The sequence below is a fragment of the Streptomyces sp. NBC_00536 genome, from assembly GCF_036346295.1.
Lineage (GTDB): Bacteria > Actinomycetota > Actinomycetes > Streptomycetales > Streptomycetaceae > Streptomyces.
This window is the reverse complement of the sequence record NZ_CP107819.1, coordinates 4973443-4993618: the sequence shown is the minus strand read 5'-3', so window position 1 is coordinate 4993618 and position 20176 is coordinate 4973443. Positions and strand designations below refer to the sequence as shown.

The window sequence follows — 20176 nt, the reverse complement described above, 5'->3', positions numbered from 1 at the left end:
GCCCTAGAGGATCACGTGGGGCAGGAAGCGGGCGTACTCGTCCGTGACCGGCCCCGCGGATTCGCGGATGCCGAGCCCCGCCGCCTCGTCCTCGACGACCCACGCGCCGAGCACCACCCGGTTGCCGTCGAAGTCGGGCAGCGGGGCGAGGCCCTGGAAGCACACCGGCCCGTCGTCCTCGTCCGGCTCGGCGGGGGGCTCGTACGGGGGTGCGCCCGCGGGGTGCAGGGTGACCCCGGCGCCCTCGCGGCCCAGCAGCGGTTTCACGGCGTACCCCGTAGTGTGCGCCAGCTCGCGCGGGCCGTCGAGGTAGGCGGGGAGCAGGTTCGGGTGGTCCGGGTACAGCTCCCACAGGATCGCCAGCAGCGCCTTGTTGGACAGCAGCATCTTCCAGAGCGGCTCGATCCACAGGGTGGAACCGGAGGCTCCGCCGAGGTCGATGGTGTCGAGCACCTGCGGGCCGAACTCGTCCTCGGCCAGCCACTCCCACGGGTAGAGCTTGAAGCAGCTGCGGATGAAGCGGAGCTTCTCGTCGACGAACCGGCCGGAGAGCCGGTCCCAGCCGATCCGCTCGACGGAGAGGGCCTCGGTCGCCAGCCCGGCCTGCTCGGCGGTCTCCTGGAGGTAGGCGACCGTCATCAGGTCCTCGCCCAGCTCGTCCGCCTCGGAGTGCGCGAAGTGCACGGGCCCGGGCGGCAGCAGGCGGGCCTGGCGGCGCCAGGCCGCGACGAGCCGCTCGTGCAGCGAGTTCCACTGGTCGGCGCCGGGGAAGCGCTCCTCCATCCAGAACCACTGCGGACTCGCCGCCTCCACCAGGGAGGTCGGGGTGTCCGCGTTGTACTCCAGCATCTTGGCGGGGCCGCCCGCACCGTCGTAGCGCAGGTCGAACCGGCCGTAGAGGGACGGCTGTTCGGCGCGCCGCCGCCAGGACCCGGCGATCAGCGCGGCGAGCCGCGGATCGCTGATCCCGAGGTCGGCGAACCGGTCGTGCTCCACGATGTGCGCGGCCGCGGCCAGGCACATCCTGTGCAGCTCCTCGACGACGTCTTCGAGCGCCTCGACCTCGGGGAGCGTGAAGGAGTAGTACGCGCTCTCGTCCCAGTAGGGGCGCAGGGAGTCGTCGGGATAGCGGGTCAGCGGATAGACCAGCCCCTGCTCCTCGACGGTCCGCTGCCAGTCGGGGCGCGGCTCGATCGTGTGACGGCGCACGCCGCTCAGCCGCCGCTGGACTTGTGGCCGCCGCCGATGCCGCCGCGGCTGACCGCCGACTTGTCGAAGCTGCCGCCGGTGGCCTTGCCGTTGCTGGTGGTGCCGCCGTAGTAGTAGGTGCCGCGGCCGCCGCTGCGGCACTCCTTGCTGTCCAGCTTGTCCATCGAGGTCTTCGACACGCACCGCTTGTCGGGCTCACCGCTGGAGCCGCAGGCCACGAGGGAAGCGGCGAGCAGCCCCACCCCGCCGAGGGCGACGGCGCCGGACCGCATCCGCCGCCGCGTCGGCGTCGGCGTCGGCGTCGGCGTCGTACCGCTGGTGTTGTCGTTGTCCATGGACGGGGGCTCCCCTGGCCGGCGCGTGTGTCGGGCCCCACCCTAGAGCGGGGCGCCCCACCGGTGGAATCCGGCCGCTGCGTCCACGTCTCCGTCCAGGTCTCCGTCTGGGTCTACAGTTCGTCGCGTGCTGATCGGGATGGTGTGCGCGCTGGCTTCGGCGGTCTGTTTCGGTACGGCCTCCGTGCTCCAGGCGGTGGCCGCGCGGGCGGCCGAGCCGGGTACGGGGTCCGGAGTGGACCCCGCGCTGCTGCTGCGGGCGCTGCGGCAGTGGCGGTATCTGGCCGGTCTGAGCCTCGACGGGATCGGCTTCGTCTTCCAGATCATCGCCCTGCGCTCGATCCCCATCTACGCCGTCGGCGCGGCACTGGCCGCCAGCCTCGCGGTGACCGCCGTGGTCGCGGCGCGGCTGCTGAAGGTCCGGCTCAGCGGTACGGAGTGGGGGGCGGTCGGCGTCGTCTGCCTCGGCCTCGCCCTGCTGGGCCTCGCCTCCGGGGCCGAGGGCTCCCGGCCGGGGAGTACGGCGCTCAAGTGGTCGATGCTGGCGGCCGCGGCGGCGGTCCTGCTGGTGGGGGCGGCGGCCGGGCGGCTGCCGGACCGCTCGCGGGCGCTCGTGCTGGGGCTGGGCGCGGGAACGGGCTTCGGGGTGGTGGAGGTCGCGGTCCGGCTGATCGACGGCTTCGCGCCGGGGGCGCTGGTGGCGAACCCGGCGCTCTACGCGCTGCTGCTGGGGGGTGGGGCGGCCTTCCTGCTCCTGACCTCGGCCCTGCAACGCGGGTCGGTGACGGCGGCCACGGCCGGGCTGGTCCTGGGCGAGACGATCGGCCCGGCCGTGGTCGGGGTCCTGTGCCTCGGGGATCGCACCCGTGACGGTCTGACCTGGCTGGCGGCCCTCGGCTTCGCCGTAGCCGTCGCCGGCGCCCTGACCCTGGCCCGCTTCGGCGACCCCCCAACCCCTGCCGCCACCGACCCCGCCCCGTAGCTCCTCGCCTCCGGCGGGCCCTCAATCGCCGGGCAGGCTGGGGGTTGCGGGGTGCGCCGGGCCCGCTCCAGCCCCGCCGGCGTTTGAGGCGCCGCCGGAGGCGACATCAGCCCGCCCGACGCTTGAGGGCTCCCGACCACCCGACGGCCCCGCGTGGCCGGGGTGCCTCCGGCGGCGCCTCAAACACCGGCGAGGCTGAGTTTGGCTCCGGCCCCGGCGGGGCTGAGATGGGCGCTGCCTGCTGCTGGGGTGGCCTCCCGCGGCGCCTCAAACGCCGGCGAGGCTGAGTTTGGCTCCGGTCCAGCGAGGCCGGGTTTGGCCAGGTCCCGGCGGGGCTGGGATGGGGCCTGGGCGGCTCCCGGTTAGGGGAGGGCTGCGCGGAGGGCGGTGAGGGTGGGGGTCCAGGCGCTGTCGGAGGGGGTGCCGTAGCCGACGATGAGGGCGTCGCGGGGCGGCATGTCGGCCTCCGGGTGGCGGAAGCGGGCCAGGCCCTCCAGGGCCAGTTCCTGCCAGGTGGCGGCCTGGAGGACCGAGCGCTCGGTCCCCGCCGGGAGGTCCAGCACCGCGTGCAGCCCCGCCGCGATGCCGGACACGGCCACCCGCTCCCCCACCGCCGCCACGAGTTCGTCGCGCCGCCGCCGGTACCGCAGCCGCATCCCCCGTACGTGCCGGTCGTACGCCCCGGAGGTGATGAACTGCGCCAGCGTCAGCTGGTCCAGCGCGCTGGAGGTCCAGTCGGTGCGCCCCTTGACGGCGAGGAGTTCCTCGACGAGCCCGGGCGGCGCGACGATCCAGCCCATCCGGAGCCCCGGCGCCAGGGACTTGCTGGCGGTGCCGAGGTAGACGACCCGGTCCGGGTCGAGGCCCTGGAGCGCGCCGACGGGCTGGCGGTCGTAGCGGAACTCGCCGTCGTAGTCGTCCTCCAGGATCAGGCCCCCGGCGGTCCGCGCCCAGTCGACGGCGGCCGCCCGCCGCCCGGGCGTCAGCGCGACCCCGGTGGGGAACTGGTGCGCGGGGGTGAGGAGGACGGCGCCCGCCCCCGACCCGGCGAGTTCAGCGGTCCGCGCGCCGGAGGCGTCCAGCGCCAGCGGCCGGGTCCGCAGCCCGCCGCGCGTGAGGAGGTCGCGGTGCACGTCGAGGCTGTACGCCTCCACCGCGACCTCCCGGACCCGGCGCGCCCGCAGCAGCCGGGTCATCAGCAGCAGTCCGTGGGCGAAGCCGGAGCACAGCACGATGCGTTCGGGGTCGGCGTACACCCCGCGCGCCCGGGCCAGGTATCCGGCGAGCGCCTCGCGCAGTTCGGGCCGGCCGCGCGGGTCCCCGCCGTAGCCGAAGGCCTCGTTGGGGGCGTCGGTGAGCGCGCGCCGGGCCGCGCTCAGCCAGGCGGCGCGGGGGAAGCCGCCGAGGTCCGGGGAGCCGGGCATCAGGCTGTACGAGGGCCCCCGGCGCGCGGGGTGGCGTACCGGCGCGGCCGCGGCGGCCCGGCGCGGGCGGGCCCGCTCGGCGACCCGGGTCCCGGAGCCCTGGCGGGCGGTGAGCCAGCCTTCGGCGACGAGTTCGGCGTAGGCCTCGGCGACCGTGTTGCGGGCGATCCCGAGGTCGGCGGCGAGGGTGCGCGAGGAGGGCAGCCGGGTGCCGGGGGCGAGCCGTCCGCCGCGCGCGGCCTCGCGCAGCGATTCGGTGAGCCCGGCCCGCAGGCCGCGGCCCAAGGTCAGCTCCAGATGCAGGTCAGCGCCGAAAGTGGCCCACGAATCGGTCATGAATATGGACCATACCGGCGGGCCGCCCGCTGCGTACGGTGGACCCCATGACCACGAACGAACAGCACGGCACGCACGACCACCACGCACCCGAGCACACCCCGCGGATGCAGATCGGCAAGCTCGCCCCGGAGGTCTACAAGGCGGTCCTCGCCCTGGAGATCGCTTCGAAGAAGGGCCTGGACCCGGCCCTCGTCGAGCTGGTGAAGATCCGCGCCTCGCAGCTGAACCACTGCGCCTTCTGCCTGGACATGCACACGAAGGACGCGATCGCGGCGGGCGAGAGCGTCGACCGGATCGTCCTGCTCGGCGCGTGGGAGGAGTCGCGGCACTTCTACACCGAGAAGGAGCTGGCCGCGATCGAGCTGACCGAGGCCGTGACCGTCCTGACCGACGGTTTCGTTCCCGACGAGGTGTACGAGAAGGCGGCGAAGCACTTCGGTGAGGCCGAACTGGCCCAGCTGATCGCCGTGATCGCGACGATCAACGTGTGGAACCGGTTCGGCGTCACCACCCGCATGGTGCCCGGGCACTACACCCCGGGCATGTACAAGAGCTGATCCCGATCTAGGGGTGGAAGGACGCCACCGCGGCCGCGAGGTGTTCCTGGGTGGCGTCCCACTCCCCGGCCGGGCCGGCCGTCAGCAGGGCCCACTTGTTGCCGTCCTGGGCGTAGAAGACCCGTTCGACGCCCCGGCGGCGGCCGTGCGACTCCGCGCTGTCGTACTCGTAGACCAGCTCACAGGCGCCCGAACCGCCGGGCACCGCGCCTACCTTGATCTCCGTGTAGCCGCTGGTGCGGTTGCGGAGGTCGGCCGAGGCCCCCTTGACGGCGTCGAGGGGGCTCAGCTCCGGTTCCACCACCTGGAAGATCTGGAGCAGCGAGGAGCGGTCGGCGGTGCGGTAGAAGATGCCGTTGCCGGGGTCGTCCCGGTACCAGCCCTTGGGCACGGCGACCGTGAAGCCCTTCGGGTCGGTCACGGTCACATGGCCTGCGGCCGCCGACGGGCTCGTACTGGCGCTCGTACTCGCGCTGGGCGAGGCGGAGGACGACGGCGAGGCCGACGCGGACGCGGACGGGCCGCCCGTCGGGTCCGGGGAGAGCGACGCGGTGGCGCTGGGCGTCGCGGTGCCGCGCGCCTGGTCCGGGGCGGAGCCGCCGGAGTCGCGCAGCACGAACCACACGACGGCCGCGCCGATCGCGACGGCGGCCACCGCGATGCCCGCCGTGGCCGGGGTCAGCCAGCGGCGCTGCGGCCCGTATCCGTCCCCGCCCGGGTATCCGTCCGCGCCCGGGTACGCCGGCGGGATCGGGTAACCGGGCGGCGGGAACGGCGGTTGCGCATGGGCCGGCTGCGTCTGCGTCTGCGGCGGCGTTTGCTGGTCGGCGCCGCCCGGCAGCCAGATCCCCGGGTCCGGGGGCCCGTACACCGGGTGCGCGGGCGGCGGTCCGTACGGGGGCTGCTCGGGCGGGGCCGTCGGCTGCGCGGGCACCGTCGGCGGGGCCGCGGTCGGCGCCGACGAGGGCGCGGCGGGCGCCGCGTCCCAGACCCAGCGCTGGGCCTGGGAGTCCCAGCGGGGCGTCCCGGAGGAAGCGGGGGGCACGGTTCAGCCTCCCAGCGACACGAGCAGGGCGCCGAGCGCGGTCGCCGCGTTCAGCGGCTCGACGAGGGGGGCCCAGCGGGTGAGGGCCGCGCGCAGCCGCTCCGCCAGCCCGGGCCGGATCGCGTCCGTGTCTTCCAAGTCGCCTGCGACCGCGTCCAGTTCGGCGTCGAGCGCGGTGCGGTCGGCGCCGCGCGGCACCCGGACGAGCGCGGCGCGCAGGTCCAGGACCGCTTCCAGGAGTTCCCCGGGACCGGGCACGGCCCCGGCGCCGTAGGTGTTGACCGTGTTGGTGTTGTTGCTGCCGCCGATGCTGAAGCTGCTCCCGTTGATGTCGCCGAAGTGGACGGACCCTCCGCCGTCCCGGCCGCGCTCCCGGCCGCGCTCCTGCTCACCGCTGATGGCCACCGCTGCTCCTCCTCCTGCCCGAGTGGTTGGTGGTGTTGGTGTGTCCGCTGCCACCGACGCTGAAGGCGCTGTTGTTCACCGACTGGATGTACGTACCGCCCTCCGCGACCGTGATCGCACGCTGGGCGAACTCCTCGGTGTGCCAGCCCGCTTCGTGCAGTGCAAGTGTCACACCGCTGACCACCCGGTCCTGGATGGTTTTCAGGTACCGGTCGAGGTCCATGAGATGGAAGAGCGATCCGTTGTCCTGGGAGGCGAGTTCGCGCACCGACAGGCCGGGGCCCTCGGGGAGGGCGCCGCCGTGGCCGCCGGTGAGGATCCGCCACCAGCTGGCGATGCCGCGGCCGAGGATGGCGACGGAGGAGACGAAGGAGGCGGGGGTGTGGCGCAGCGCCCAGGCGGCCTTGCCCAGCCAGTTGTTGTGGAGGTAGCGGTGGGCGTCGGCGTCGGCGTTCTGGAAGACGGTGCGCAGCGGCAGCAGGACGTGCGGCGCGACCTCCAGCATCATCATGCCGCCCTGGGTGTGGACGCGGACGAAGACGGTGACGACGAGGTTCTCGTCCCAGCCGCCGACCCGGATGCGCAGGAAGTGGCGGCGGCGTTCGCCGCCCTCTTCGAGGGCGCCGCCGAGGTGCTCGGCCCAGGCGTCCGGGGTGAGCGGGACGGCGTTGCGGTGCGGCAGCCCGCCGCCGGGCAGGAACACGCATTCGTCGACGACGAGTTCGCGCATCCGGTCCAGTACGGCGGCCTCGGCGGCCGGTGAGCCGTGCGGCGAGGGCACCCGCAGGGCCTGGACCAGCGGGACGATCCGGCGCACGATGTCGCTGTTGGTGACCGGGACGGCCTTGCGGTCGGGGCCGAGGTCCTCGCGCGGGCGCAGTTCGACGGACAGGTGCCACGGGCGGTACGGATCACCCGCGCCGCAGAACGGGTCGTTGACGTTGTACATGATCAGCGGGTTGTGCTGCTCGGCCCGGACCCGGCCGCGGATCCGGGCGAAGCGGACGCCCTGGGCGGCCTCGGCGGGGTCGCCCGCGAGGTCGGCGTACCGGCGCGGGGAGAGTTCCCCGGCGATGGCCCGGGCGGCCTGGCCGCGCTGGAACCAGACGAGCGCGACCATCGCGAGGAAGACGGCGAGGACCCACCACAGGGCCGCGGCGGCGCCGAGTCCGGAGGAACCGGAGGACGCGGAGGACGCGTAGCTGTCGTAGCCGGAGGAGTACGGGTCCCCCGAACCGGTGACGGAACCGGAGAAGCCGCTCAGGAAGGTGTCGGCGCCGAAGACGCCGAGCGGCCCGAAGGCGTTCCCCGCGGCCAGCCCCACCCCGATGAGCCCGATGACCAGCAGGAGCAGCAACAGCCAGGTGTAGATGCGCAGCACCACGCCCAGGAAGCGCACCAGGCGGTTGTCGTGGGCGCGCAGCCAGCCGGACAGGCTCAGCAGCACGAAGGGCACCAGCAGGCCGAGGAGCGCGCCGCCGGTGAGGATCATGCCGACGAACCAGGCGCCGAGTATCCCGGCGGCCCAGCCGAGTTCGGCGCGGCGGGCGCGCAGCGCGTGGGCGAGGACGCGGGCGGCGTCGAAGCCGTACGAGGGGGCGACGATGCGCTCCTCGTGCACGTACAGCTCGTCGATCACCTTGTCGCGGTAGGCGGCGTCGAGGTAGGTGCCCGCGCACAGCATCCGGCCCGCTTCGCTGAGCGCCGGGTGGACCGGGGGGCGGCCGTTGCGGACGTCGTCTCCGCCGCCGCCACGGTCGGACGGTGTGGGCTGGTGGGGAAGAGGGAGGTCGGTCACCGGGCGACCTTAGGTTTCTTTTATCTCCCCGGACAGTCGAATACCAGCCAAAGCGCCCCGGTCCAAGCCAAAGCGCCCCGGCCAGGTTTGGCCGGGGCGCAAGGGGCGTACGGGGTGCGACTAGATGAGGCCCAGCTCGCGGACCGCGTCGCGCTCCTCGACCAGCTCGGCCACGGAGGCGTCGATGCGGGCGCGGGAGAACTCGTTGATGTCCAGGCCCTGGACGATCTCGTACGCGCCGTCCTTGGTGGTGACCGGGAAGGACGAGATGATGCCGGTCGGCACGCCGTAGGAGCCGTCCGACGGGATGCCCATGGAGGTCCAGTCGCCCTCGGCGGTGCCGTTGACCCACGTGTACACGTGGTCGATGGCGGCGTTGGCGGCGGAGGCGGCCGAGGACGCGCCACGGGCCTCGATGATCGCCGCGCCGCGCTTGGCGACGGTCGGGATGAAGTCGTCGGCGAGCCAGGCCTGGTCGGCGATCAGCTCGGCGGCGTTCTTGCCCGCGATCTCCGCGTGGAAGATGTCCGGGTACTGGGTGGCCGAGTGGTTGCCCCAGATCGTCAGACGCTTGATGTCGGAGAGGGCGGCGCCGGTCTTGGCGGCCAGCTGCGAGAGCGCGCGGTTGTGGTCCAGGCGGGTCATCGCGGTGAAGCGCTCGGCCGGTACGTCCGGGGCCGCGGCCTGCGCGATGAGCGCGTTGGTGTTGGCCGGGTTGCCGACGACGAGGACCTTGATGTCGTCCGCGGCGTTGTCGTTGATGGCCTTGCCCTGGGGCTTGAAGATGCCACCGTTGGCCGCGAGCAGATCGCCGCGCTCCATGCCCTTGGTACGCGGGCGGGCGCCGACCAGGAGGGCGACGTTCGCGCCGTTGAAGGCCACGTTGGCGTCGTCGGTGACCTCGATGCCGCGCAGCAGCGGGAAGGCACAGTCGTCGAGCTCCATGGCGGTGCCCTCGGCGCCCTTGAGGCCCTGCGGGATCTCCAGGAGGCGCAGGTTGACCGGCACGTCCGGGCCGAGCAGGTGACCGGACGCGATGCGGAAGAGCAGCGCGTAGCCGATCTGGCCGGCGGCGCCGGTGATGGTGACATTCACGGGAGTGCGGGTCATGGCCTTCTCCGTTAGACAGCTGGCGGTGGGGCGTCCCTGCCCCATGTGCTGGAGGACGCCGCTCCATATCCGCAGTGAATCTTGACGTGAAGAGACATCCGCCGTCAGGCTATCCGACCCGGGAGCGGCCCATGCGCCGGGTCCGTGTGGTCCGTGGCACACGAACGGGTGCGCCGGCCGGGATTCCCCCGGCCGGCGCATCCGTTCGCACCCGTTCAGGCCGCGGCCCGTCCCTGTTCCCTGGCTTCCGCCAGCAGGTCCGCGAACCTGCGGCGGGCCACGGCGATCTCCCCGGACAGGGCCCGCGCCGTCCGCTCGGCCGGTACGCACCTCCGCTCCCGGGGGCGGTCCGCGGCGGCGGCGTCCGGTTCCGGGAACTCCGCTTCCGGGAACTCCGCGGCGGGCGTCCCCACCGTGAGGTCCCAGGTGTTCCACCAGGTGCCGCCCGCCCGGCGGTCCTGGCCCAGCTCCCGGAACACCGCTTCGATCCGCAGCACCAGCCCGTCCGGCCCGCACGCGCCGACCCAGATGCTGAACTCGGCCTCGGGGACCTCCAGCCGGATCTGGCTGCCGATGAAGGAAGCACTGATCAGACCGGGGATGCGCTGAGCGGAGATCGCGGCGGCCAGATGGATCGCCGGCCCCTGCACCTGGACGGGCCGCCGGTTCATTCCGACCCCTCCCGGGAGCGGCGCGGCCCGCTCACGGCCCCGACGGACACCGACTCCCGGGCGGATTCCCGGGTCGATTCCCTGGTCGATTCCCCGGTCGTTGCCCGGGCCGCCTCGGCCTGCTCGGCCACGGGTTCCGGCGAGCGCCGCGCGTTGCGCATCGCCTCCCGCGCCACCGAGAGGAAGAACGCCGGATAGCTCCGGTCGACGTACTTCGCCAGGGTGGTGACCTCGTCGTGGCGGGCCCGCAGCCGGTTGATCGACACGGTCATCGCCGCGTGGTGCTCGACGTGCAGGTTGTTGCCGTTGGTGTACCAGGTGCTGAACCAGCTCCCGGTGATGGAGCGGGTGTTGCGCAGCACGTCCGTGGTCTCCGTGTCGCACAGGATGTGCTCCGGCAGCTCCAGGAAGAAGTGCATCGGCGCCGCGACGAGCAGCGGCAGCACCCACAGTTCCAGCACCGGCCCGCCGTACCCGGCCAGCGCCAGGGCCACCGCGGCGACGGGCAGTACGGCCATCCACCGGTACTCGGACATGATCTCGCCGCGCCTGCGGTCGGAGATGTCCCCGGCGTCGTACTCCCAGGTGCCCCGCCAGCTGCGGACGATCTCGCGGCCGATCACCCACAGCCGCGAGTAGTCGAAGGCGCCGCGCGCCAGCATCCCCCAGGTGAGGGGGGCCCTGGTGTCGAAGCCGAAGAACTCCGAGTCCTGCGGGGTCCCGAGGGCCTTGTGGTGCTGGAGGTGGCGCACCCGGTAGTGGGTGTACGACACGAGCAGCGGCAGCCCGAGCGGGATCCCGACGATCCGGTGGGGCTTGGCGGAGGTGAAGGCGGTGTGGTGCAGCGCCTGGTGCTGGAGTTCCACCATGTGCGTGTAGACGGCGGCGAGGAGCACCACTCCCGCCGCGGAGGGCAGCAGTCCGTCCTGCGCCGTGAGCAGGACGCCCGCGGCGATGAGCGCCGCGGCGACGAACAGCTTGATGATGTAGACGGTCTGGTCGTGCCCGGTCACGCGGGCTCGTGCGTACAGGAGCTGCGGCTTCCGGGGTATTTCTGCGATCGGCATCGATTCCACCCGTTCTCGACGTTCCCTGTCCCGGCTGTCCCGGCCCTCATGGGCCTCCGGCTGCTAGCGGAGTGCCTTCATGGCGTCCCAGATGCGCGAGTAGTAGCCATTGGCCACGCGCACCCGGGTGAGCACCCCGAGGGAGATCTCCCGGAGCAGGCCGGGCGAGCGGTCCACGAGCGGTACGAAGACCCCCTCGAACCACTCGGCGCCGTGATCGGCGTCCACGTGGACGTGGATCCGCTGGTAGTCGATGACGTCCTCCGGGACGCCGAGGCGGCGGCAGCCGTCGACCATCGCCTGGAAGCGCGGCGAGGCGCTCTGCTCCAGGACGCCCATCGCGCCCAGGGCACGGGGGTTGAGGTGGCGGTGGATGCCGTACTGGAGGAGCAGCGAGGCGTTCTCGTACGCCTCGGGGAACTGGAGGTTGGAGTAGTCGATGGACGACTTCGCCAAGTGGGTGCGCATGTACTGGGCGGAGTGCTCGAACATCCGGGTGTGGATGTGCTCGATGTTCCCCTCGCCCATCTCGTCCCAGTAGTTCTCGGCGATGGTGAGCTTGGTGGGGCCCTGGGTGCCGATCTGCACCATGGCCATCAGGTCGTCGAACTTGCTGTCGACCAGCTCCTCGCCCATGAAGAAGAGGGCGATCTCGTTGAGGTCGGCCTCGTCGGCGAGGTAGGCACAGAACTCGGGCTGGGTGTGCTGGTCCGCGGTGGTCAGGAACCAGCTGCGGAACTCCGCGCCCGTCTTCGGCAGCGCGGCGAGGTCCACCTGGCCGTCCTCCCAGGACAGCCAGGCGTCCTCGATGGCCGTGATGCCCGGGTCGCCGTTGAGCCGGGGGATCGAGGAGAAGTCCTCGGGACCCGCCATGTAGGCGACGTAGTGGGCGTGGAGCCGTTTGAAGAGCTTCAGCCGCACTTCACGGTCGTGTGGCCCGGACTGCGGAAAAGCCTTTGCCAGGTCGTTCGCGAGTTCCTGGTCAAAGGAATTCACCGAAGCCGAACCAGATGCGGAGGAAATGAGAGGGGCAGCAAGGGCAGTTGCCATTGGTACCGTTCCCTTCTTGAGAGTCTCGTCCTGACTGAGACTCTGCCGTGCCGGGGGCACGGCGCAGAAGGCCTCTCAAGGTTCAGACAACCGCATTGCCGGAATACGCAGGATGGACCTCCGCGGATTCCTGCGGCTCCTTCACCTCTTTCACCGCACTCACCGCTTTCACGGCGGGCTTTTCCTTCGCCACGACGAAGACCCCGCCGACCACCAGGGCCATGCCGACCAGGTGGTAGACGCGCAGCTGTTCGCCGAGCAGCAATACGGACAGCACGGCGCCACTGACCGGGGTGAGCGCCGTGAAGGCCGCCACCACCGTGGTGTCCACGCTGTCGAGGCTGTCGTACATGAGCACGACCGCGATGCCGTTGATGGCCACCCCGGTGTACGCCATCAGCGCCCAGGTCTGCCAGCTCACCCCGGCCAGGGCCGCCCCCCAGTGCGACTCGACGCCCGCCGGCACCAGGAACATCAGCGCCCCGGCCACCGACAGGATCAGCGAGAGCCGGGCGGGCGCGATGGGCGTCTTCAGCAGCTTGCCGAAGGTGACGAACACCGCCTCGCACAGCACGGAGCACACGAGCAGCAGCACGCCGAGCGCCGCGTGCGCGCCGGCCGTGCGCCCGCCGCCGCTCATCACATTGATGCTGACGGCGCCGAGCACGGCCAGCGCGATGCCCAGCCCGCGCCGCCCGGTCAGCCGCTCCCCTAGGAAGACGATGGCGACCAGGCTGATCGAGATGGGCACCATGCCGAGGAGCACGCCGGCCTCGATGGCCCCGGTCATCTTCACGCCGTACATGGCGAACACGCTGAACAGGAACACCCCGAGCAGGGTCTGCGCGAAGAGCACCAGCGCGTCGCGCCGCCCCGGCCGGGCGGGCCGCGCGCCCCCGCCGCGCTCGGGGGGCCGCAGCCGCAGGTACACGGCGAGCACCACGACCGCGGCGACCAGGCGCACGAACGTGGCGGTGAAGACCGGCACCTCGCGCAGGATCAGCTTGCTCGCGACGAGGTACGAGCCGAGGAGGACCGTCGCGACCGTCATCTTGACGTGGACGGCGCGCATCACGACCGCCCGGCGCCCGCGGTGGCCGCCTCGGCGGCGGGGACCGGCTCCGCCGCCCCGGCGTGGGCGAGGGCGTACTCCACGATGGCCTCGGTGTGGACGTGGACGGTGTCGATGACCGGGGCGTCGAAGTCCTCGGGACGGACCACCAGCGGCACCTCGGTGCAGGCCAGTACGAGCGCCTGCGCGCCCTGCGCGAGGACGTCGTTCGAGATCCGCAGGAAGCGGTCCCGGGTGGCCTGCGAGATGGTGCCGGTGCACAGCTCGCGCTCGATGGAGTACTGCATGAAGGCCCGGTCGTCCGCCTCCGGGACGACGACCTCGATGCCGCGGGCGGTGAACTCGTCGCGGTAGAAGGACTCCTCCATGGAGAAGGCGGAGCCCAGCAGGCCGATCTTGGTGAAGCCGCGGCGTTCGGTCTCCGCCGCGGTCACCTTGCAGATGTTGATGAGCGGGAGGTCGGTCTGCGCGGTGACCAGGTCGGCGTACTCGTGGACGGTGTTGCAGCAGATCGCGAAGAACTCCGCGCCGCCCGCCTGCAGGCGGCGCGCCGCTCCCGCGATCTGCCCGGCCACCGAGTCGCCGTCCCGGGCCGCGATCGCTTCCACCATCGGCTGGAAGTCCAGGCTTTCCAGGGCGATGCGCGGGGAATGCGCGAGACCGAGCCGGCTGTTGATCTCGCGGTTTATGCGGTAGTAGTAGGTGATCGTCGACGGGAAGCTGAGGCCCCCGACGAGTCCGATCTTGAGCACTCGGGGAGACGTCCCTGTTCCTATTCCCGAGCCTTCGTCCGTTGCGTTCATCACTGTCCCTCCGTAATCCGGAAAATTCCAGAGATACCTACCGACTGTGCATTCCAGAGGCGGGTGTTGGAAGGTGTGGCGATGGTTCGGCTTTACGCAGTGCGGCTATTCACCTACCCGACGCGGAAGACCTGCCCGGTCTGGTGGCCCTCGATCGACTTCACGTAGGCGGCCGCGGCCCGGCTCACCGGTACGGGGTCGAATCCGGCGAAGGCGTCGCCGTAGAGGTCAAGGGACTCCTCGAAGACGGTCGGGCTGACCGCGTTGATCCGCTGGCGGCCCGGGAGTTCGATGGCGGCCGCGCGGACGAAGGCCTCGACGGCGCCGTTGGCGAGGGAGGAGACCGCGCCGGTGAGCAGGAACTCGCGGGCCAGGATGCCGGTGATGAGCGTGTACGAGCCGTGCTCGGGCAGCCGCTCCAGGCCCTGGAGGACCAGCTCGATCTGGCTGACGGCCTTGCCTTCGAGGCCGGCCCGGATGTCCTGGGTGGTCAGTTCGCCCACGGGCTTCCACGGGACGCTGCCCGCCGCGCTCGCGACCGCGTCGACCGGGCCCGCCTGGTCGTACAGGGCGCGGATCGAGGCGGGATCGGTGATGTCGACGGAGAAGTCCGAGTCCTTGCGGGACGCGGTGAGGACCTCGTGGCCGCGCTCCCGCAGAGCCGTGTGAACCGCTCGCCCGAGGGTGCCGTTCGCACCGATCAGCAGAATCTTCTGAGTCTTCGGAGTCGTCATGGTCCGAGGATGGCGCGGGAAAGACAGTGAAGTCCAGCTACTCAGGCTTCAACCATCATTAAGATGAACTCATGCTTGATGTGAAGCGCATGGTGATCCTTCGTGACCTGGCACAACACGGAAAGGTGACCGCGGTCGCCGATCTCCACGGCGTGACCCCCTCCGCCGTGTCCCAGCAACTGCGGGCCCTGGAGACCGAGGCGGGCGCCTCCCTCATGCGGCGCGAGGGGCGCGGACTGCGGCTCACGGCGGCCGGGGCGGCCCTCGCGGCCGAGTGCGAGCACGTCCTGGCCGCGCTGGAGCGGGCCGAGGGGGCGGTACGGGCGCTCGACGACGACCTCAGCGGGGAGCTGAGCATCGGCTGCGCGCCGAGCGCGCTGGGGCCTGTCGCGGCCCCGCTCGTCGCGGAACTGGCCCGCCGTCACCCGCTGCTGCGGCCCCGGATCGTCCAGGCCGAACCGGAGGACGCGGTGCCGCGGCTGCGCCGGCGCGAGCTGGACCTGGCCGTCACCTACCACTACCACCTGCTCGGCGAGCCGCCCGCGATCGGCACCACCTCGGTGCCCCTGTTCGACGACCCGCTCTGCCTGGCGTTCCCGGAGGCGCTGCGTCCGGCCGTGGAGCGGGACGGGCTCGCGGCCCTGCGCGACCGGGCGTGGATCGCCGCGCCGCCGCCCAGCAGCTGCCGCGAGATGCTGCTGCACGCCTGCCGCAACGCCGGGTTCACCCCCAGGATCGAGCACGACTGCGGGGACCTGCGCGGGGCGCTGTGGCTGGTGGCCACCGGGCACGCGGTGACGATCCTGCCGAAGCTGCTGTGCGGCAGCCCGCCGCCCGGCACCGCGGTGCTCACGCTGCCGGGGCGCGGCCGGACCATCGAGGCGCTGGTCCGTACGGGCGCCAAGGCCCAGCCCGCCATCGCGGCGACCCTGGCCACCCTGGCGGCGCTCGGCGCACCCGCGCCCGGCGGACCGGCGCTCAGCGGACCGTGAACCGCACCGCGTCCGTCAGGAACGGGATCTCCAGCCACGGCTTCGGCTCCGTCACCAGCGTGAGCAGGATGATCGCGACGCCGAGGAGGCCGTAGGTGACCATGTCCGTGAAGCGGGACCGGACCGCGAGCATCCCCACGGACGGCAGCACCCGCCGCAGCACCGCGGCGGCGACCAGCGCCACCCCGATGAGCAGGCAGCCGACCCGGGAGTACCCGAGCGCGGTGATGAGCAGCCCGGCGGCGGTGGCCCCGAGCACGCTGAGCATCGGCCACTGACGCGCGGGCGCGGGCGCGCCTCCGGGCGCCGCGCGGCCACCGCCCTCGGGCCGGGCGGTGTCGAGCGTGACGGCGGGCGGGCGGCGCGACGGCCGCGTACCGCCCGGCTCCTGGCCGGACCCCTTGTGGGCGGACGGCTCCGGCGTGCTCACGCGGTCTCCGCCGCCGGAACCAGCCGCTCCGCCGCCTCCACCACATTCACCAGCAGCTGCGCCCGCGTCATCGGACCGACGCCGCCCGGGTTCGGGGACAGCCACGCGGCCACCTCCGCGACCCCCGGGTGCACGTCCCCGACGATCTTCCCGTGCTCGTCCCGGCTCACGCCGACGTCGAGGACCGCCGCCCCCGGCTTCACGTCCTCGGGCTTGACCAGGTGCGGGACGCCCGCCGCCGCCACCACGATGTCCGCCTGCCGCAGCAGGGCGGGCAGGTCACGCGTACCGGTGTGGCACAGCGTCACGGTCGCGTTCTCCGACTTGCGGGTCAGCAGCAGCCCGATGGACCGGCCGACGGTGATCCCGCGGCCGAGCACCACCACGTGCGCGCCGTTGATCTCCACCCCGTGGTGCCGGAGCAGCTCCACGATCCCGTACGGAGTGCACGGCAGCGGACCCGGCTCGTTCAGCACCAGCCGCCCGAGCGACATCGGGTGCAGGCCGTCGGCGTCCTTCGCCGGGTCCATCAGTTCGAGCACGCGGTTGGTGTCGATGCCCTTGGGGAGCGGCAGTTGGACGATGTACCCCGTGCACTCGGGGTTCGCGTTGAGTTCACGGACGACCGCTTCGATGTCCTCCTGGGAGGCCGTCGCGGGCAGTTCGCGCTGGATCGAGGCGATGCCGACCTCGGCGCAGTCCTTGTGCTTGCCGTTGACGTACCAGCGGCTCCCCGGGTCGTCGCCGACCAGCAGGGTGCCCAGGCCGGGGGTGATGCCCCGGGCCGTGAGGGCCGCCACGCGGGCCGTCAGTTCGGACTTGATCGCGGACGCGGTGGCCTTGCCATCGAGAATCTGGGCGGTCATGGCCCCATCCTCCCGGATGGACCGCCCCCGGTTCCACTCAGGATCCGTCAAGCCGCTCACCTGGCCGCCCGGTTCATTGCACTTGCACAACAAGTTACGGGGCTCGCGGGAACCAACTGGACAAGTCCAGGCCAGTCCGACGACGATGCAGGGCAAAGAGTGCCGCGGGCAGTGCCGGGGGGCGTACCGCAAGTTGCAGAGTTCCTCCGTGCGTGCCGTGCGTCCCCGCACTTCCACGGAGGAACACCTCAAGATGAGTTTCGGCGACCCGAACAACCCGTACGGACAGCAGCCCCAGGCACCGCAGGGCCAGCCCGGTTACGGCTACCCGCAGCAGGCCCCGCAGGGCATCCCGCCGCAGGGCCAGCCCGGATACGGCTACCCGCAGCAGGGTGCCCCCGCCGGTTACCCGGGCGGATACCCGGGTGCGCCCATGCAGATGCCGGGCCTTCTGAAGACCTCGCGCGTCCTGCTCTTCATCATCGGCGGCCTCCAGATCATCGGCGGCATCGGCATGGCCATCGGCGGCGCCGCGGTGACGAGCGTCAGCTCTTCGAGCAGCAGCAGCTCGACCAGCACCGCGGGCGGCATGGTGGGCGGCGTGCTCGTCTTCATCGGTGTCCTGTTCCTCGCGATGGCCGCCCTGTCCATCTTCCTGGGCGTTAAGTTCGCCAAGGGTGGCAACGGCATCCGGGTCACGACGATCGTCTACGCCTCGATCTCCCTGCTGGGCAGCCTCGCCAACTTCGCCAACATCGGATCCAACGGTGCCGCGCCCGGCGCCTTCGGCGGGATCGTCGGCCTGGCCCTCGGCGGCATCATCCTCGCCTCGGTGGTCGGCAGCTCCGGCGCCGCCTGGTTCAAGCGCCCGCGTTTCTGAGCCGCGTAGGCACACAGCAGACGGCGAAGGCCGCGACCCGCAGCGCATGCGGGTCGCGGCCTTCGCCGTGTGAGGAACCGGTCCGGGATCAGTGGAAGAAGTGGCGCGTCCCGGTGAAGTACATCGTGACGCCCGCCTTCTGCGCCGCCTCGATGACCTGCTCGTCACGGACCGAACCGCCCGGCTGCACCACGGCCTTGATGCCCGCGGCGGTCAGGATCTCCAGCCCGTCCGGGAACGGGAAGAAGGCGTCCGAAGCGGCGTACGCGCCCTGCGCGCGCTCGGCGCCCGCCCGCTCGACGGCGAGTTTCGCGGAGTCGACGCGGTTGACCTGGCCCATGCCGACGCCGACCGAGGCACCGTCCTTGGCCAGCAGGATCGCGTTGGACTTGACGGCGCGGCAGGCCTTCCAGGCGAAGGCCAGCTCGGCGAGTTCGGTCGCCGAGAGGGCGTCACCGGTGGCGAGCGTCCAGTTCGCCGGGTCGTCGCCCTCGGCCTGGAAGAGGTCCGAGTGCTGGAGCAGCGCACCGCCGCTGATCGGCTTGAGGTCGCCCGGCTGGTGCGGGTCGCCGTCCACCTTCAGGACGCGGATGTTCTTCTTCTTGGCGAGGACCTCCAGGGCGCCGTCCTCGTACGCCGGGGCGGCGATGACCTCGGTGAAGATCTCCGCGACCTGCTCGGCGAGCGCGACGGTCACCGGACGGTTGACGGCGATGACGCCGCCGAAGGCCGACAGCGGGTCGCAGGCGTGCGCCTTGCGGTGCGCCTCGGCGACGTCCGCACCGACCGCGATGCCGCACGGGTTGGCGTGCTTGATGATCGCGACACAGGGCTCGTCGTGGTCGTGGGCGGCCCGGCGGGCGGCCTCCGTGTCGACGTAGTTGTTGAAGGACATCTCCTTGCCGTGCAGCTGCTCGGCGTTGGCGAGCCCGCCCGGCTGGCCGTCCGTGTACAGCGCGGCGGCCTGGTGCGGGTTCTCGCCGTAGCGCAGGCTCGCCTTGCGGTCCCAGGCGCCGGCCAGGAACTCGGGGAGCACGGCGCCCTCTTCGGGAGCGTACGCATTCGTGAACCAGGAGGCCACGGCGACGTCGTAGGCGGCGGTGTGCTGGAAGGCCTCGGCCGCCAGCCGCTTGCGCGCGGTCAGGTCGAACCCGCCGCCCTGCGCCGCGGTGAGGACGTCGGCGTAGCGCTCGGGGCTGGTCACCACGGCCACCGACGGGTGGTTCTTGGCGGCCGCGCGGACCATCGAGGGGCCGCCGATGTCGATCTGCTCGACGCACTCGTCGGGGCTCGCGCCGGAGGCGACGGTCTCGCGGAAGGGGTAGAGGTTGACGATCACCAGGTCGAAGGGCTCGACCTCCAGCTCGGCGAGCTGGCGGCGGTGGTCCTCCAGGCGCAGGTCCGCGAGGATGCCCGCGTGCACGCGGGGGTGCAGGGTCTTGACCCGGCCGTCCAGGCACTCGGGGAAGCCGGTCAGCTCCTCGACCTTGGTGACGGGCACCCCGGCGGCGGCGATCTTCGAGGCGGTGGAGCCGGTGGAGACGAGGGTGACGCCCGCCTCGTGCAGGCCGCGGGCCAGCTCTTCCAGTCCCGTCTTGTCGTAGACGCTGACGAGCGCGCGCCGGATCGGCCGCTGGGTCGTCACGGGGTCGTTGCTCTCTGCGGTCTCTACGGCGGTCACTGGATTGTTACCTTTCGTCCCTCAATGCGGTAGCCGTGCCGGGCCAGGCGCCCCACGACATCGACGAGCAGCGTGCGCTCGACTTCCTTGATGCGCTCATGGAGAGCGGCTTCGTCGTCCTCGTCCCGGATCCCGACCACACCCTGAGCGATGATCGGACCGGTGTCCACGCCGGTGTCCACGAAGTGGACCGTGCACCCGGTGACCTTCGCGCCGTACGCGAGGGCGTCCCGTACGCCGTGCGCGCCGGGGAAGGCGGGCAGCAGGGCGGGGTGCGTGTTGATGAACCGGCCGCCGAAGCGGTCGATGAACCGCTCGCCCACGATCTTCATGAACCCGGCGGAGACCACCAGGTCCGGCTCGTACGCGGCGGTGGCCTCGGTGAGCGCCGCGTCCCACTCCGCGCGACTGGCGTACCCCTTGACGGGACACACGAAGGTGGGGATGCCGGCCTTCTCGGCCCGCTCCAGACCCACGATGTTCTCGCGGTCGGCCCCCACGGCGACGACTTCGGCACCGAGATCGACGGCATCGAGCAGGGCCTGGAGATTGGTGCCGGAGCCGGAAACCAGCACGACCAGGCGGGAGGCGGCCATGGGAGGCCCTTTCTTGCGGAATGCGGGTTTCGTCTTTGTGCGGTCGTACGAAACTCGGGCACCCCGATATACGGGGGACCATACGAAGCCACCGACCGCCTGCAACGATACCGGCACACGGGACGGCCCC

At 72.1% G+C, this 20176-nt stretch carries 21 protein-coding genes; 4 read left to right on the top strand and 17 right to left on the bottom strand.

From position 1 onward, the window contains the following. Positions 1–3: 3 nt before the first annotated feature. Both OHS33_RS22140 and OHS33_RS22135 read right to left on the bottom strand, forming a co-directional pair. Positions 4–1209 (bottom strand): glutathionylspermidine synthase family protein, encoded by a 1206-nt coding sequence (locus OHS33_RS22140; RefSeq protein ID WP_330332135.1) that lies wholly within the window; start codon positions 1207–1209, stop codon positions 4–6. A gap of 5 nt (positions 1210–1214) precedes the next feature. Continuing rightward, positions 1215–1544 carry a hypothetical protein gene (locus tag OHS33_RS22135; RefSeq protein WP_330332134.1) on the bottom strand — a complete coding sequence of 110 codons (330 nt, stop codon included), beginning with the start codon at positions 1542–1544 and terminating at the stop codon, positions 1215–1217. 139 nt (positions 1545–1683) lie between these two features. Here OHS33_RS22135 and OHS33_RS22130 point away from each other — a divergent pair, with 139 nt between their 5' ends. Next, positions 1684–2526: a hypothetical protein gene (locus OHS33_RS22130; protein ID WP_330335144.1), complete on the top strand. Its 843-nt coding sequence runs from the start codon at positions 1684–1686 to the stop codon at positions 2524–2526. A 362-nt stretch (positions 2527–2888) separates the two neighbouring features. On the opposite strand, the gene pdxR is transcribed toward OHS33_RS22130, so the two are convergent. Beyond that, positions 2889–4286, bottom strand: coding sequence for a MocR-like pyridoxine biosynthesis transcription factor PdxR (gene pdxR / locus OHS33_RS22125; protein ID WP_330332133.1), 1398 nt, complete (start codon positions 4284–4286; stop codon positions 2889–2891). 47 nt (positions 4287–4333) lie between these two features. Here pdxR and OHS33_RS22120 point away from each other — a divergent pair, with 47 nt between their 5' ends. Beyond that, entirely contained in the window at positions 4334–4846 is a 513-nt protein-coding gene (locus OHS33_RS22120) for a carboxymuconolactone decarboxylase family protein (protein WP_330332132.1), read from the top strand. Between the two features lie 7 nt (positions 4847–4853). Here OHS33_RS22120 and OHS33_RS22115 read toward each other — a convergent pair whose 3' ends face one another. From OHS33_RS22115 to OHS33_RS22070, 10 genes are all read right to left on the bottom strand, one after another. Further along, on the bottom strand, positions 4854–5891 hold the full coding sequence (locus OHS33_RS22115) for a hypothetical protein (RefSeq protein WP_330332131.1): 1038 nt from the start codon (positions 5889–5891) through the stop codon (positions 4854–4856). Positions 5892–5894: 3 nt separating this feature from the next. Continuing rightward, positions 5895–6296, bottom strand: coding sequence for a hypothetical protein (locus OHS33_RS22110; protein WP_330332130.1), 402 nt, complete (start codon positions 6294–6296; stop codon positions 5895–5897). Then, the gene (locus OHS33_RS22105; RefSeq protein ID WP_330332129.1) at positions 6280–8094 is read right to left on the bottom strand and encodes a hypothetical protein; all 1815 of its coding nucleotides are present in this window, start codon (positions 8092–8094) and stop codon (positions 6280–6282) included. The genes OHS33_RS22110 and OHS33_RS22105 overlap by 17 nt, the downstream gene beginning before the upstream one ends. 120 nt (positions 8095–8214) lie before the next feature. Next, positions 8215–9204 carry a malate dehydrogenase gene (locus OHS33_RS22100; RefSeq protein ID WP_330332128.1) on the bottom strand — a complete coding sequence of 330 codons (990 nt, stop codon included), beginning with the start codon at positions 9202–9204 and terminating at the stop codon, positions 8215–8217. Positions 9205–9419: 215 nt separating this feature from the next. Beyond that, complete coding sequence (locus OHS33_RS22095; protein ID WP_330332127.1) at positions 9420–9875, bottom strand: hypothetical protein; 456 nt, start codon at positions 9873–9875, stop codon at positions 9420–9422. Next, positions 9872–10942: a fatty acid desaturase family protein gene (locus OHS33_RS22090; RefSeq protein WP_330332126.1), complete on the bottom strand. Its 1071-nt coding sequence runs from the start codon at positions 10940–10942 to the stop codon at positions 9872–9874. Before OHS33_RS22090 ends, OHS33_RS22095 begins: the two co-directional genes overlap by 4 nt. Positions 10943–11005: 63 nt before the next feature. After that, positions 11006–11863 (bottom strand): iron-containing redox enzyme family protein, encoded by an 858-nt coding sequence (locus OHS33_RS22085; protein WP_330332125.1) that lies wholly within the window; start codon positions 11861–11863, stop codon positions 11006–11008. A gap of 211 nt (positions 11864–12074) precedes the next feature. Then, a complete protein-coding gene (locus OHS33_RS22080; RefSeq protein WP_330332124.1) occupies positions 12075–13064 on the bottom strand; it encodes a DMT family transporter in 990 nt (329 codons plus the stop codon). Continuing rightward, positions 13064–13816, bottom strand: a complete 753-nt coding sequence (locus OHS33_RS22075) for an aspartate/glutamate racemase family protein (protein WP_330332123.1) — start codon at positions 13814–13816, stop codon at positions 13064–13066. Before OHS33_RS22075 ends, OHS33_RS22080 begins: the two co-directional genes overlap by 1 nt. 164 nt (positions 13817–13980) lie before the next feature. Continuing rightward, entirely contained in the window at positions 13981–14601 is a 621-nt protein-coding gene (locus OHS33_RS22070) for a short chain dehydrogenase (protein ID WP_330332122.1), read from the bottom strand. Between the two features lie 71 nt (positions 14602–14672). Here OHS33_RS22070 and OHS33_RS22065 point away from each other — a divergent pair, with 71 nt between their 5' ends. Then, the gene (locus OHS33_RS22065; RefSeq protein ID WP_330332121.1) at positions 14673–15593 is read left to right on the top strand and encodes a LysR family transcriptional regulator; all 921 of its coding nucleotides are present in this window, start codon (positions 14673–14675) and stop codon (positions 15591–15593) included. Here the strand turns inward: OHS33_RS22065 and OHS33_RS22060 are convergent. Both OHS33_RS22060 and OHS33_RS22055 read right to left on the bottom strand, forming a co-directional pair. Next, a complete protein-coding gene (locus OHS33_RS22060; protein WP_330332120.1) occupies positions 15580–16023 on the bottom strand; it encodes a DUF3017 domain-containing protein in 444 nt (147 codons plus the stop codon). The two genes, OHS33_RS22065 and OHS33_RS22060, sit on opposite strands and share 14 nt — an antisense overlap. After that, positions 16020–16889 carry a bifunctional methylenetetrahydrofolate dehydrogenase/methenyltetrahydrofolate cyclohydrolase gene (locus OHS33_RS22055; protein ID WP_330332119.1) on the bottom strand — a complete coding sequence of 290 codons (870 nt, stop codon included), beginning with the start codon at positions 16887–16889 and terminating at the stop codon, positions 16020–16022. The genes OHS33_RS22060 and OHS33_RS22055 overlap by 4 nt, the downstream gene beginning before the upstream one ends. A gap of 253 nt (positions 16890–17142) precedes the next feature. Here OHS33_RS22055 and OHS33_RS22050 point away from each other — a divergent pair, with 253 nt between their 5' ends. Beyond that, entirely contained in the window at positions 17143–17769 is a 627-nt protein-coding gene (locus OHS33_RS22050; RefSeq protein WP_330332118.1) for a hypothetical protein, read from the top strand. Between the two features lie 88 nt (positions 17770–17857). On the opposite strand, the gene purH is transcribed toward OHS33_RS22050, so the two are convergent. Next, positions 17858–19450, bottom strand: coding sequence for a bifunctional phosphoribosylaminoimidazolecarboxamide formyltransferase/IMP cyclohydrolase (purH, locus tag OHS33_RS22045; RefSeq protein WP_330332117.1), 1593 nt, complete (start codon positions 19448–19450; stop codon positions 17858–17860). Beyond that, complete coding sequence (gene purN, locus OHS33_RS22040; RefSeq protein WP_330332116.1) at positions 19447–20046, bottom strand: phosphoribosylglycinamide formyltransferase; 600 nt, start codon at positions 20044–20046, stop codon at positions 19447–19449. The genes purH and purN overlap by 4 nt, the downstream gene beginning before the upstream one ends. Positions 20047–20176 lie beyond the last annotated feature (130 nt).

Excerpts from the sequence above, each read along its gene's own strand:
- OHS33_RS22130 (WP_330335144.1), top strand. The coding sequence starts at position 1,684 with ATGGTGTGCGCGCTGGCTTCGGCGGTCTGTTTCGGTACGGCCTCCGTG.
- OHS33_RS22065 (WP_330332121.1), top strand. The coding sequence starts at position 14,673 with ATGCTTGATGTGAAGCGCATGGTGATCCTTCGTGACCTGGCACAACAC.
- OHS33_RS22070 (WP_330332122.1), bottom strand. The coding sequence starts at position 14,601 with ATGACGACTCCGAAGACTCAGAAGATTCTGCTGATCGGTGCGAACGGC.
- pdxR (WP_330332133.1), bottom strand. The coding sequence starts at position 4,286 with ATGACCGATTCGTGGGCCACTTTCGGCGCTGACCTGCATCTGGAGCTG.
- OHS33_RS22050 (WP_330332118.1), top strand. The coding sequence starts at position 17,143 with ATGAGTTTCGGCGACCCGAACAACCCGTACGGACAGCAGCCCCAGGCA.
- OHS33_RS22080 (WP_330332124.1), bottom strand. The coding sequence starts at position 13,064 with ATGCGCGCCGTCCACGTCAAGATGACGGTCGCGACGGTCCTCCTCGGC.
- OHS33_RS22100 (WP_330332128.1), bottom strand. The coding sequence starts at position 9,204 with ATGACCCGCACTCCCGTGAATGTCACCATCACCGGCGCCGCCGGCCAG.
- OHS33_RS22090 (WP_330332126.1), bottom strand. The coding sequence starts at position 10,942 with ATGCCGATCGCAGAAATACCCCGGAAGCCGCAGCTCCTGTACGCACGA.
- OHS33_RS22095 (WP_330332127.1), bottom strand. The coding sequence starts at position 9,875 with ATGAACCGGCGGCCCGTCCAGGTGCAGGGGCCGGCGATCCATCTGGCC.
- OHS33_RS22055 (WP_330332119.1), bottom strand. The coding sequence starts at position 16,889 with ATGACCGCCCAGATTCTCGATGGCAAGGCCACCGCGTCCGCGATCAAG.
- purN (WP_330332116.1), bottom strand. The coding sequence starts at position 20,046 with ATGGCCGCCTCCCGCCTGGTCGTGCTGGTTTCCGGCTCCGGCACCAAT.
- OHS33_RS22120 (WP_330332132.1), top strand. The coding sequence starts at position 4,334 with ATGACCACGAACGAACAGCACGGCACGCACGACCACCACGCACCCGAG.
- OHS33_RS22135 (WP_330332134.1), bottom strand. The coding sequence starts at position 1,544 with ATGGACAACGACAACACCAGCGGTACGACGCCGACGCCGACGCCGACG.